The organism is Eisenbergiella porci (assembly GCF_009696275.1).
Taxonomy (GTDB): Bacteria; Bacillota; Clostridia; order Lachnospirales; family Lachnospiraceae; genus Eisenbergiella; species Eisenbergiella porci.
Map to the genome: position 1 here is coordinate 17,616 of NZ_VUMI01000002.1, position 12,332 is coordinate 29,947.

Below are 12,332 nucleotides of genomic sequence, written 5' to 3' on the forward strand. Positions count from 1 at the left end.
AAAAATCACCGCACCCTCCAACCGGATGCGCGGACGCTTCAGACAGGCATCAGGACAAGATAAAGGAGTGGGAACGTGTTTGAGTCAAAAAGCATTCAGGAAACATGCATACAGCTAGACAGCGATATAGACAAAGGACTGACGGAAAAGGAAGCGGCGAGGCGATACCAGGAATATGGAAAAAATGAGCTGAAGGAACCGCGGAAGAAAACTGTGATTGAATCCTTCCTGGAGCAGCTTAACGATCCGCTGATTTATGTGCTGCTTGCAGCGGCCATCATTTCCCTCCTGCTTCATGAGGTGAGCGATGCGGTGATCATAGCCATTGTGGTATTCATGAATGCCATAGTGGGGATGATTCAGGAGGGAAAGGCACAGAAGGCCCTGGATTCCCTGAAAAAGCTGACAAGTCCCAGGGCCTACGTGATAAGGGAAGGGAAGGAGCGGGAGATTCCGGCGTCACAGCTGGTGGTGGGCGATATTGTCTGCCTTGACGCAGGCTGCCAGGTGCCCGCGGATCTGCGCCTGACCAGAACAAGCAGCCTGAAGGTGGAGGAATCAGCGCTTACCGGGGAGTCCCTGCCTATTGAAAAGGACGCCGCTTTCATCGCCAGGGGTGCAGCCGCCTTCGGACGCAGCTCACAGTCCGGGAAAATGTCCGATCTGGCGGCAGCGGATTCCGGCCTGACGGCTGCGGGCAAACGGGAAGCAAAAGTACAGAAGGAGATGCACATTCCCCTGGGAGACCGGTATAACATGGCCTACATGTCCACCATTGTGACTTATGGAAGAGGAGAGGGGATCGTTACCGCCACGGGCATGGACACGGAAATTGGGAAAATCGCCTCCCTCATCAACGAAAGCCATGAGGATATCACTCCCCTGCAGAAGCGTCTTGGGGAACTGGGAAAGATTTTGAGCCTGCTTTCCCTGCTTTTATGCGCGGCGCTGTTCCTGATAGCGCTGATTCAGAAGAGAAATATGATTGAAATGCTCATCACCGCCATATCCCTGGCGGTTGCGGCGGTGCCGGAGGGGCTTCCCGCGGTGGTCACCATCTGCCTGGCCCTGAGCGTTACAAAAATGGTGAAGGTACATACCATAGTCAGAAAGCTCCCCTCAGTGGAAACCCTGGGCGCGGTCAGCGTTGTGTGCACGGATAAAACAGGCACGCTGACCCAGAATAAAATGACGGTGGAAACCTGCTTTACCAACCAGAAAATGGTGGGGAAAAAGGAACTGGCCCGGGAAGAATACCGGGAATTTTTAAAGGGCATGACCCTGTGCAACGACGCCGTACTGGAAGGCGGGGAACGAATCGGGGATCCCACGGAGCTGGCGCTTCTGGATTTGTCCGCGCGCTACGGCCTGCACCGGCAGGCGCTGGAAAAGGAATATCCTAGAACCAGGGAGCTTGCCTTTGACTCCACACGCAAGATGATGTCCACCTTCCATCAGCGGGGAAACCAGACGGTTACCTATACGAAGGGCGCGCCGGATGAAATCCTGAAAAAATGCACCGGCGTCCTGCTGTACGGAAAGCCTGTGCCCATATCGGACCAGCAGAGAAGACAGATAAAAAAAGCGGTGGAGGAAATGTCCTCCCAGGCGCTGCGGACCCTTGCCGTAGCCATGCGCACCGGCGGCAGCGGCCCGGTGGAGGCGGAGCTTACCTTTGTGGGGATGGTGGGAATGAAGGATCCGGCCCGTCCGGAAGCGGCGAATGCCGTGGAACGGTTCCGGGATGCCGGCGTTACAACGGTGATGATAACCGGGGATCATGTGGATACGGCCTTTGCCATCGGAAAGCAGCTGGGGATAGTGAGCCGCCCGGAGCAGTGCATGACAGGGGAGGAGGTATCGCATCTGCCGGAGGAACGTTTCCTGAAGAAGCTGGATCAGGTGCGGGTGTTTGCCAGGGTGTCGCCGGAGCATAAGGTGAGGATTGTAAAGGGCTTTAAGGAAAAAGGAAATATCGTGGCCATGACCGGAGACGGCGTAAACGACGCTCCCTCCCTGAAGGCGGCGGATATCGGGATTGCCATGGGAATGACAGGAACCGATGTGGCAAAGCAGGCCTCTGACATCATCCTTACGGACGATAATTTTGCCACGATAGAAAAGGCGATTGTGGAGGGCAGAGGGGTGTATGAGAACATCAAAAAATCCGTGATATTCCTCCTTTCCTCCAATCTGGGCGAAATCATGACCATGTTCCTGGCGGTGCTGTGCGGCCTGGCCTCCCCGTTGAAATCCAGCCACATCCTGTGGATTAACCTGATTACAGATTCCCTTCCGGCGCTGGCGTTGGGGGTGGACGACAATGATGAGGAAAGCCTGATGCGCCGGCCGCCCCGGGATCCGAAGGAAAGTCTTTTCGCAGGCGGCGGCCTGGCCTGCACCTGTTTTTACGGACTGCTGATTGCGGGAATCAGCCTGACGGCATTTTTTACCATTCCCTATGCTGTAATTCTCGAAAAACAGATTCCGCTGACCATCAATAATTTTGCCACGGTGCTTTCCCATGAAGCTATCCTGAACCGGGCGCAGACCTATGCCTTCACGGTTCTTGGCATGTCGCAGCTGTTCCATGCGGTGGGAATGCGGGATATGCGCAAATCCATATTCCGGATGAACCACTTTAACAACAAGCTGATGATAGCGGCCTGTGTGATCGGATTCCTGCTGCAGTTTGCCGTGACGGAAATACCGTTCCTGACGGCGGCGTTCGGAACCGCGCATCTGTCCCTGCGGGAATGGCTGCGTCTTGGCATCCTGGCGGCCTTCCCGCTGCTGGCCCATGAGCTGATGATCCTTTTTTCCTTTGACTTTGTAAAAAAAGGGAACCGGAAGCACAAGCTGCAGGCCAATACCGTTTCGGAATCATAACAAGCAGCTGTCCAGGACGGCGGAAATAAGAACAGACTGAATAAACCGGCCGGAATCCGGCCAGGCTTTATCAGTCTGTTTTTTTAAATCTTTATTCTGGCCTGTACAGCCTTTCCAACATATCTGCGATCAGCTTGGTATCGTAATCATTTAACAGGCGGATATACTGAATGGCCCTTTGCTGCTGGGCCGAAGTATGTTCCGTATCGTTAAAAAATTCCATGGGCGTAATGTTGAAATAATCGCATATGTAAAGAAATTCTGTCATGGAAGGCAGAGCCCGGCCGGAGGCAATGCTGTGAATATAGCTTGTACTGTGTCCGAGTTCAATGCTCATTTTTCTCTCTGTAACGTCTTTTTGGAGCCGAAGCTCGGTTATCCGATCCCGAATAAATTGTTCATCCATGAAATCGCCTCCCTCCATGTGATAATCATAATATACAATTGTTATAATTACGAATATTTATAGCGTCTGATATTGTTGAAACGTACGCTGGAATCGTCTATAATGAAGTAGCAGATGCACATAACAGACGTCTGCCGACAGGAGAAAATAATAAATGAATAAAAAAAGTATTTATCGGAAGGTGGCAAAGGAGTATGGGGTAAGCGTCCAGGAAGTAAAGCAGGAAATGCAGGCAGCGTTGGAGCATACATACAAAAATACGCCAAATGACGGAATTACCGGAGCATGGCAGAGCAAGGTGCCGAAAAAAGGAAAAATTCCCACCCCGGATGAGCTGCTTCGGTATGCGCAGAGGGAACTTTTATGGAAGGAAAACGGAAAGGGTTAAACCGGCTTGCCTGCAGTTTTTAAAATGAACATAGTACACGGCAAATAAGAAGCCCCCACAAAAAATGTGGAGGCTTCTTATTCTTATGAGGGGGGAGATAGTTTAACAAAACTTGTGAGTTATTGTTTGTCTATCTGTTTTTTATGATACAGGAAAAGTGTGTCCTAAGTGTGACGCAAATCAAAAAATCTTATAAAAAGTATGAAGGATTTCTTTCCAAAATATAAAAAGAAAGCTTTTGGGGAGACTGTTTAATAAAAATAAAATAAATAACTGACTTACTATTTACAAAAAGTCAGTCAGTTGCTATAATACACAAAAAGACGGCAGAACAGACAATGGCAGGTGACAGAATGCGGGTAACGAAGGAACCGGAAATACGCCGGGCGGAGCTGATAGAAGCGGCCCGGCAGCTGTTTGACAAAAACGGAATCAAAAACACACAGGTCAGCCAGATTGTGGAAAAGGTAGGCGTTGCCAAGGGACTTTTTTACTATTATTTTAAATCCAAGGATGAAATAGTTAATGAGGTTGTGGATTTGGTAATGTCGGAGCTTAAGGAAGCCTCCCTGAAAATCCTGGCGGATACGCAGCTTACTTTTTATCAGAAAACGTCGGAATTCGTTGCGCTTTATATGCACATGATTGACCAGTTTTCAGGAGATGAGGAAGAGAATCTGGACAGCATGCTGGAAATCATTTCCCATAACCCCATCGCCCAGGATGCCAATGAGCTTCTGCAGGCACAGCTGGAACGGCTGATCCGGCAGGGGGTCAGGGAAGGGCATCTGACCATTGAGTATCCGGAGGAAACCGTAAGAGTCCTGATTTTCGGACTGCTGGCGCAGTCCAGGAAGCGGCTCCTTTCCATGGAACAGGTGATTACGATCGTAGAGCAGACCATGCATCTGCCGACCGGGTCACTGAAAGACGAAATGGTTTGGCAAAAGGAGCACAGGGCTTTGAACGGACCGCAGTAAAAAGAGAACGGATAATTCGGAGGAAAATCTTCGCTCGCCAGAGGGCTCGCATTTTCCTTCGGAAAACAAGGAGGAAAATCCTCTGCTCGCATAGAGCTCGCATTTTCCTTCGGAAAACAAGGAGGATTGAAAATGGCTCAGTATAGTAAACCATTGGATGAAGTAATAAGTGAACTGCATAGCAGCCGGTCGGAAGGGCTGTCGGGGGCACAGGCTGAGGAGAGGCTTGCGCAGTACGGACCTAACCGGCTGCGGGCTAAGAAGAAGAAAAGCAATCTTCAGAGATTTCTGGAGCAGTTCAAGGATGTGATGATACTCATATTGATTGCTGCGGCAGTCGTTTCTTTTATCGTTGCCTGCAACGGCCATGATACATCGGAATTTTTTGAACCGCTGCTGATTCTGGTAATCGTGATTCTGAACGCCGTTATGGGCATGGTGCAGGAAAGCAAGGCGGAAAAAGCCATGGAAGCGCTGCAGAGTATGTCGGCGCCCCATGCCAGGGTTATCCGTGACGGGAAAGAGCTGCTCATTGACGCCGATAAGGTGGTTCCCGGCGACATTATATTGGTGGAAGCAGGCGACAATATCCCTGCGGATGCCAGGCTGATTGAATCGGCCAGCCTGAAATCGGAGGAATCGGCGCTCACCGGAGAATCCGTGCCCAGTGAAAAGGATGCATCTCTTCAAATAGAAGAAAAAGCGCCTTTGGGAGATCGGGCCAACATGATTTATTCCGGCTGCAGCGTTGCCTACGGACGGGGCAGAGCTATCGTTACGGCCACTGGGATGCAGACGGAAATGGGACATATCGCAGGGCTTCTGGAGGGCGAGTCGGATACACAGACTCCCCTGCAGCAGAAGCTGGCGCAGCTGGGCAAATACCTAGGCTTTCTGGCGATTGCCGTATGTGCGGTCATTTTTGTCATTGGGCTGATTGACGGCATGGCCGTGATGGAGATTTTCATGACAGCCGTATCCCTTGCCGTATCCGCGATTCCGGAAGGGCTTCCGGCGATTGTTACCATCGTGCTTTCCATCGGCGTGCAGCGTATGGTGAAGCAGAATGCCATCATCCGCAGGCTTCCCGCCGTGGAAACGCTGGGCAGCGCCTCTGTTATCTGCTCGGATAAGACCGGTACGCTGACCCAGAACCGCATGACCCTGGTGAAGGCCTATGATGCGGCAGAGGATCTGATGGAGGACATTTCCGATGAGGATACGCCTGCCATCCGCAGGCTGCTGCAGTATGCTTCCCTTTGCTGCGACGGTTCAGTGATTGTCAAGGACGGAGAAGTACAGCATATCGGGGATCCCACGGAAACCTCCATTGTATATGCCGCCATGAGAAACGGCAGCCCCAAGGAAACCCTGGCCAGGGAATATCCCAGATTGACGGAGCTGCCCTTTGATTCCGACCGTAAGCTGATGACCGTTGTCTGCAGAATCGATGGGAAAAATGTGGTCATCACCAAGGGCGCCTTTGATTCCATGCTGCCCATCTGCACCACAGGCGATATGAAAAAGGCGCAGGAGCTGGTTGACTCCATGAGCTCCAACGCCCTCCGCGTCCTGGCAGTGGGCTATAAGGAAATCGACAGCGTGCCTGAAAATCCCACCATTGAAGAATTGGAAAGCAATCTTACCTTTATGGGGCTTGTGGGCATGATCGATCCGCCCCGCCCGGAGGTACGCGATGCTGTGGCTGTCTGCCGGAAGGCCGGCATTAAGCCTGTTATGATAACCGGCGACCATGTGGTGACGGCTTCCGCCATTGCAAAGGATCTGGGAATTATGGAGGAAGGCGACGAAGCCATTACCGGCGCACAGCTGGCGCAGATGAGCGAGGAAGAATTGAACCGGAAGGTACGCCATATATCCGTATACGCCAGAGTTTCTCCGGAGGATAAGATCCGCATCGTCAAGGCCTGGCAGGCACAGGGCGAAATTGTTTCCATGACGGGAGACGGCGTAAACGATGCGCCCGCGCTGAAGGCGGCGGATATCGGCTGCGCCATGGGCATTACAGGTACGGATGTGGCAAAGGGCGCGGCGGATATGACGCTGACAGATGATAATTTTACCACCATCGTTTCCGCAGTGAAGGAAGGCCGGGGGATCTACGGCAATATCAAGCACGCGGTGGCGTTCCTGCTGGGAACGAACATCGGCGAGGTGCTGACGGTATTTTTATCCATGCTGTTCTGGAAGCAGAGCCCGCTGCTTTCCATGCAGCTTCTGTGGATCAACCTGGTAACAGACAGCCTGCCCGCCATTGCGCTGGGTATGGAGGCTGTGCCTGATGATGTGATGGAGAAGAAGCCTAAGCCGAAGAATGAAGGCATTTTTGCCCATGGGCTGGGCGTGCGGATCGTTCTGCAGGGCGCCATGTTCGCTGCCCTGACGCTGTTTGGCTTCTGGCTGGGATGGAATGAAACGGGCACGGTGGAAGCGGGCCGTACCATGGCTTTCATGGTGCTGGCATCCACGCAGGTGTTCCATGCCTTTAATATGCGATCCAGCCATTCGCTGTTTAAGACCGGATTTTTTACCAATAAGTATTTAAACGGCGCGGCTGCCCTGTCGCTGGTGCTGATTGCACTGATTACCTTTGTGCCCCCGCTGGCGTTGGTTTTTGGCCTGACTGCACTGCCCGGGCATCTGTATCTGACGGCCCTCGGCCTGGCGCTGGTGCCGGTGGTGGTGCTGGAAATCGCCAAGGCGGCGGGGATGATTACGCATCATCAATAAGCTAGAGATGGAAATTTTTGCAAAATATATGGAGAAAACAGCCCTGTCACGGATGTGGACTGTTTTCTCCATTTTTTTATGCCCGGAAGTAACACAATATCCATGTTAAAAAAGCGATCCTCCATGCTAGAATCAGTTAACAAATTGCAGGAGGGAAAAATATGAACTGGAAAAAAAGCAAATCCATTCAGACGGGTCAGAAAAAGCAATTCGCTTATAAGCCCATGTATGGCATTATCATTGCCTTTAAGGATTACAGCATGAGAAAGGGGATCACGGGAAGCCCATGGAGCGGCTTTGACAATTTTCAACGACTGTTCAGCTCCTATTGGTTCCCCATCATATTAAAAAATACGTTAACCCTCAGCGGGTTGTCCCTGGTGTTGGGGTTCCCGATTCCGATCATCCTGGCGCTGACCCTTAATGAGGTATCAAACAAACGTTTCCGAAAAGGCTTTCAGACATTGTCTTATGCGCCGCATTTCATATCAACGGTTGTCTTATGCGGTATGCTTACCTTGTTTCTGAATCCGACCTCCGGCGTAATTAACAGGTTTCTTTCCATGCTGGGCAGCGATACGGTCAATTTCCTTCAGGAACCGGCCATGTACAAATGGATTTACGTGCTCAGCGGCATCTGGCAGGAGATGGGCTGGGGAAGCATTATATACTTTGCCACATTATCCGGAGTGGACAGGGCGCTGCTGGAGGCGGCCGATATTGACGGCGCTTCAAGGCTGCAGGAGATCTGGTATATCAATCTTCCGGTGCTGGTGGCGACGATTCTGATACTGCTGATACTTAACTGCGGCTCCCTGTTAAGCGTAGGGTATGAAAAGGTATACCTTTTGCAGAATCCTACGAATCTGAGCGCTTCGGAAGTGATTTCAACCTTTGTATATAAATCCGGTCTGGAAAAGGCGGACTTTTCCTTCGGAGCGGCGGCAGATTTGTTTAATTCAGTTGTGAACACGATTGTGCTGGTGCTTGCCAATACGATTTCCAGGCGTACTACGCAAACAAGCCTGTTCTGATGGGAGGGGAAAGAAGAGATGAAAATAAAAAGGCTGAGTAAGACGAAAATAAATAACGGGATTTTTAATTTTATCGTATACGCCCTGTTGATTTTTCTCGCAGTGCTGATGCTGTACCCGCTGGTTTTTGTATTAAGCGCCTCCTTCAGCGATCCCAAGGCCGTCTCCGGCGGGGAGATGCTGCTCCTTCCGATACGGCCTACCCTGGAAGGATATAAATACCTGCTGCAGTATGAAGAAATCTGGGCCGGTTATATGAATACCATTTTTTATGTGTTCGTGGGTACGGTACTGAATCTGGCGGCGACCCTCCCCTGTGCCTATGCCATGTCCAGAAATGACCTGAAGGGCCGGAAGTATCTGATGATTTTCTTTATGATTACCATGTACTTCAGCGGAGCATGATGCGTCTCATTCGATTAATATATTGAATGCAATCGAACTGGTTTTGGGACGCAAGAGAGTAAAGGAGCTGTCAGCAAGCGATTTATGGCTTCTATTGGAGTGCGCTTATTTTCATGATACAGGAATGGCATTAAGCAACGAAGAAATCAGGGAACTTTGGACCGGAAATAACGAATTTAAATCTTTCTTGTATACAGCCATGGAGACTAATGATTTTGATAAGAAACAGGCTGCTTTGTATTATAAGCAGATGAATGATCTTTTGGCGGGAAGGAAACTGAGTGGGCCTAAGATAGAGTTTCCTTTGGATTGGCCAGTCGAAATGGAAAAGAATATCACTCTTTTGACAGGGGAATTTATCCGTAAAAATCATCCCCAAAAAGCCCGTGAAAACATGGAGTCAATGTCCGTGCAATAGAACATTTCGGTAAACTGCCCGTCTTAAGCGAAACTCATTATAAAAAGCATAAGGCGCTTACGAATTTCTGCATTGAGGAACAGCAGATAATGGCAGAATCTTTTTCAGACACGGAAGAAGTTTGCCGCGTAACAGGAGAATGGTTTCAATGGCTTGATTCGGAAGTGAATAATATAATATGTGGTCGGAATGGAAGAGGAATGCATCAACAATCTGTCAGTAATTGGAAGGAGCTGGAAAAACCGTAGCCTATATCAAAAAGCAGCAGTTGAAATGCCGGCATGGCTGAAACCTACAGGTGGTTTTGGGATTGGTTTACAATCCGCATTTATGTTGACAGATCAGGTAAAGATAATGACTAGATCCGTACAGGAAATAAAAAGTCATAAGTTGATATTGGATTCACCTGCCAGGAAGGGAACCGTAACCAGATCGGAGGAAGGAGATGTTCCGGTAGGGACAGAAATTACCTTTGAGGTATTGCTGGATAAGATGTCAGGCCTGATCAAAGAAGCAGCTGAACTGAAATTGGATAGGCATACCGAATTAAATCTTACGTTTGATAAGGATTGTGAAGACGGCTTTCGTAAAGAAAACATAACAGATTATATGATACGATTTTTGAAATATTATGTTGCAAGAGCTTTTCCGGATACATTATTTCCCATACAGCTTTATGAAGGAGACGGAAAGGTATATACCCACAAAAGCTTATTTGCAGATGAAAAAAGAGGAGGGTTTGGTCCTTGCAAATTAAAAAAATAAAAAGGGGTGATGAGGAATATCGATATCATATATCGGAAAATATGTCTGTTAGGATATGGGATGTAAAGGATAATTCTTTCGTCTGTATAAAAAGCTGGCCCAGTCAAATTTCCGGGGCGGGAACGATGGCTACCACATTGCTGAATACATTTTGTTATAAAGGGGCAAGAGTGGAAAAGCTGAGGGAAGAAGACAGGAATATAAATTTGATATGTCTTTCTTCCGATTAACAGAAGATGAAGAGTGTATTTACGCTATGATTGTTGGATTTAACGGTGATTGGGAATATTGCGATCAGATAATAGTTGAAAAAGAAGCGTTTTTAAAAAAGGCATTTCGATGGAACCGGGTACGATATATCGGAAAAAATATCAGTTGCCCTGAATATGATAATCTGCGGGTGGATGCACTGCCCATGCAGAATGCTTCAAAATGGTTCGGGAAACGTAAGGAGCGATATCTTATATCTCCTATAAGCAATGCTGTTTATTTGGAAATTTTGAAAGAGGCAGATATTCAACAGGATGAACTGAAGGAAACTGAGAAAATCATAATGAAGCGATTTATCAGTCAGGACAGATTTGTGGAAATTGTTACCGGGGCGGAGGAATATAATTTTCTTATTTCCTGGGTGAGGGAACATCAGGCAGAAAGCGAAAAACTGGACATGGATGAGATCCGAAATTTATACCAAATAATGGTCAGAGATATTTATGACCTAAATTTACAGGAAAAGCCGATGGAAAGCGAGGCATAATATGGGCGAGAACAAGTTGAACCATGTGGGCGTTATTATGGATGGTAATCGGCGCTGGGCCAAGAAGCAAGGGCTAAAATCAGTACTGATGGGGCATGAGAAGGGTGTTAATAAATTAATGGAATTATGTACCTGGTGTCTTGATAAGTCTGTTCCATATTTATCGGTATATGCATTTTCAACAGAAAATTGGAATAGATCGCAGCCAGAGATTGAAGGCTTGTTTGCTATCATGGAGAAGTTTTTTCGTGAGGAATTAGGGACTGCATTGAGAAAGGAATCAGAATAAAGGCAGTTGGAGATATTGGCAGGTTGGGAAAAAAGCAACAGGCTTTGATAAGCGATGCACAGCATCAGACTGCTGAATACAAAAATCTGGTAGTTCAGATTGCAATCAGTTATGGGGGAAAGGATGAAATCACCAAATCGGTTAGGAAAATAGCGGAAAAACTGAAGCTGGGGGAAATCAGCTCGGATGATATTACAGAAAAAACGATAGAGAGTTGTCTTGATACAGCTGATATACCTTCCATAGATGTTGTAATTCGCACGGGTGGTAATCACAGACTCAGTAATTTTTTTACATGGCAGACCGCATATTCGGAAATTTATTTTACGGATACGTTGTGGCCTGATTTTTCTAGGGAAGAATTTTATCAAATTGTAGCTGATTATGAAGGTGTTAGTATAAATATGGGAAGATAGGATAGTTATGAAAAAGTTAACTCTGATAAAAATGGGTGGAGCGATTTTGACTGATAAGTCAAAGCCATGTGTCATACGATATGATTTGATAAAAGAACTTACAGGGCAGATACGGGAGTGTCTGCCTTTTTTGAAAGGTTCTGTAGTCATTGGAAATGGAGGAGGTTCTTTCGGACATTATTTTGCGGAAAAGTATTCTCTGATGGATGGAATAACCAATGAAGATGGATGGATGGGATTTTGCAAAGGGAAAAATGGGAATGCTTTCCTTCATACAAAATTAATAGAGGAATTTATAAATCAGGGAATTTTAGCATGTCCTTATCCAATTGACAATATTATGAACGATAATATTAACAAGGGAGAAGGTATCAATCGGTGGAACCAGTTGTTTACTTATCTTGAACATGGCATTTTACCAGCTGTCTATGGAGATATAATATATGATTCGGTAAAAGGATGTAAAATTGTTTCTACAGAAACTGTTTTTTCCTTGTTAAACAGGGCCGTTATATTGAATCCGGACTGGGGGTATTCCATAGATAAAATTATCTTTTGCACAAATAAAGATGGAATAGAAAATTTAAAAGGAGAGTTGCTTCCTTTTATTGATAAAACACGATTTAACCAATGGGAAATATTCAGAAAGAGTGGAGACGGATATGATGTGACCGGCGGTATGTACGGAAAAGTTATGATGGCTATGAATACAGAAATATCTTGCCCTGTCTATATTGTAAATGGAAATCATCCAGAACGTTTGTCGGGATTGCTCAGAGGGGAGGAAATAATTGGGACCTGTATCTATTCCAATGTTTAAATGGGCATGGATAG

At 47.7% G+C, this 12,332-nt stretch carries 11 protein-coding genes and 1 pseudogene; 11 read left to right on the plus strand and 1 reads right to left on the minus strand.

All coding sequences use genetic code 11. The features are described 5' to 3' along the window. Positions 1-75: 75 nt before the first annotated feature. On the plus strand, positions 76-2,889 hold the full coding sequence (locus FYJ45_RS01285; protein ID WP_276891980.1) for a cation-translocating P-type ATPase: 2,814 nt from the start codon (positions 76-78) through the stop codon (positions 2,887-2,889). 91 nt (positions 2,890-2,980) lie between these two features. Here FYJ45_RS01285 and FYJ45_RS01290 read toward each other — a convergent pair whose 3' ends face one another. After that, complete coding sequence (locus FYJ45_RS01290; protein ID WP_154463105.1) at positions 2,981-3,295, minus strand: helix-turn-helix domain-containing protein; 315 nt, start codon at positions 3,293-3,295, stop codon at positions 2,981-2,983. Positions 3,296-3,449: 154 nt separating this feature from the next. Here FYJ45_RS01290 and FYJ45_RS01295 point away from each other — a divergent pair, with 154 nt between their 5' ends. The 10 genes and pseudogenes from FYJ45_RS01295 to FYJ45_RS01345 all read left to right on the plus strand — a co-directional run bounded on the left by FYJ45_RS01295 (position 3,450) and on the right by FYJ45_RS01345 (position 12,318). Beyond that, positions 3,450-3,683: a sporulation initiation factor Spo0A C-terminal domain-containing protein gene (locus FYJ45_RS01295; protein WP_154463106.1), complete on the plus strand. Its 234-nt coding sequence runs from the start codon at positions 3,450-3,452 to the stop codon at positions 3,681-3,683. 338 nt (positions 3,684-4,021) lie between these two features. Further along, positions 4,022-4,663: a TetR/AcrR family transcriptional regulator gene (locus FYJ45_RS01300; RefSeq protein ID WP_154463107.1), complete on the plus strand. Its 642-nt coding sequence runs from the start codon at positions 4,022-4,024 to the stop codon at positions 4,661-4,663. 132 nt (positions 4,664-4,795) lie between these two features. Then, positions 4,796-7,414, plus strand: coding sequence for a calcium-translocating P-type ATPase, PMCA-type (locus FYJ45_RS01305; RefSeq protein ID WP_154463108.1), 2,619 nt, complete (start codon positions 4,796-4,798; stop codon positions 7,412-7,414). Between the two features lie 161 nt (positions 7,415-7,575). Further along, positions 7,576-8,448 carry an ABC transporter permease gene (locus FYJ45_RS01310; RefSeq protein WP_154463109.1) on the plus strand — a complete coding sequence of 291 codons (873 nt, stop codon included), beginning with the start codon at positions 7,576-7,578 and terminating at the stop codon, positions 8,446-8,448. Positions 8,449-8,466: 18 nt separating this feature from the next. After that, the gene (locus FYJ45_RS01315; protein ID WP_195841596.1) at positions 8,467-8,853 is read left to right on the plus strand and encodes a carbohydrate ABC transporter permease; all 387 of its coding nucleotides are present in this window, start codon (positions 8,467-8,469) and stop codon (positions 8,851-8,853) included. Positions 8,854-8,896: 43 nt separating this feature from the next. Further along, positions 8,897-9,271, plus strand: a complete 375-nt coding sequence (locus tag FYJ45_RS01320) for an HD domain-containing protein (RefSeq protein ID WP_418884623.1) — start codon at positions 8,897-8,899, stop codon at positions 9,269-9,271. Between the two features lie 189 nt (positions 9,272-9,460). Continuing rightward, positions 9,461-10,036 carry an ATP-binding protein gene (locus FYJ45_RS01325; RefSeq protein WP_154463111.1) on the plus strand — a complete coding sequence of 192 codons (576 nt, stop codon included), beginning with the start codon at positions 9,461-9,463 and terminating at the stop codon, positions 10,034-10,036. A 256-nt stretch (positions 10,037-10,292) separates the two neighbouring features. Continuing rightward, entirely contained in the window at positions 10,293-10,793 is a 501-nt protein-coding gene (locus FYJ45_RS01330) for a hypothetical protein (RefSeq protein WP_154463112.1), read from the plus strand. An 88-nt stretch (positions 10,794-10,881) separates the two neighbouring features. After that, a pseudogene (uppS, locus tag FYJ45_RS01340) lies at positions 10,882-11,498 on the plus strand (polyprenyl diphosphate synthase). A 7-nt stretch (positions 11,499-11,505) separates the two neighbouring features. After that, complete coding sequence (locus FYJ45_RS01345; protein ID WP_154463115.1) at positions 11,506-12,318, plus strand: isopentenyl phosphate kinase; 813 nt, start codon at positions 11,506-11,508, stop codon at positions 12,316-12,318. Positions 12,319-12,332 lie beyond the last annotated feature (14 nt).

Coding starts and splice junctions, on each gene's coding strand:
- FYJ45_RS01290 (WP_154463105.1), bottom strand. CDS start 3,295: ATGGATGAACAATTTATTCGGGATCGGATAACCGAGCTTCGGCTCCAA.
- FYJ45_RS01295 (WP_154463106.1), top strand. CDS start 3,450: ATGAATAAAAAAAGTATTTATCGGAAGGTGGCAAAGGAGTATGGGGTA.
- FYJ45_RS01300 (WP_154463107.1), top strand. CDS start 4,022: ATGGCAGGTGACAGAATGCGGGTAACGAAGGAACCGGAAATACGCCGG.
- FYJ45_RS01305 (WP_154463108.1), top strand. CDS start 4,796: ATGGCTCAGTATAGTAAACCATTGGATGAAGTAATAAGTGAACTGCAT.
- FYJ45_RS01310 (WP_154463109.1), top strand. CDS start 7,576: ATGAACTGGAAAAAAAGCAAATCCATTCAGACGGGTCAGAAAAAGCAA.
- FYJ45_RS01315 (WP_195841596.1), top strand. CDS start 8,467: ATGAAAATAAAAAGGCTGAGTAAGACGAAAATAAATAACGGGATTTTT.
- FYJ45_RS01325 (WP_154463111.1), top strand. CDS start 9,461: ATGGAAGAGGAATGCATCAACAATCTGTCAGTAATTGGAAGGAGCTGG.
- FYJ45_RS01330 (WP_154463112.1), top strand. CDS start 10,293: ATGATTGTTGGATTTAACGGTGATTGGGAATATTGCGATCAGATAATA.
- FYJ45_RS01345 (WP_154463115.1), top strand. CDS start 11,506: ATGAAAAAGTTAACTCTGATAAAAATGGGTGGAGCGATTTTGACTGAT.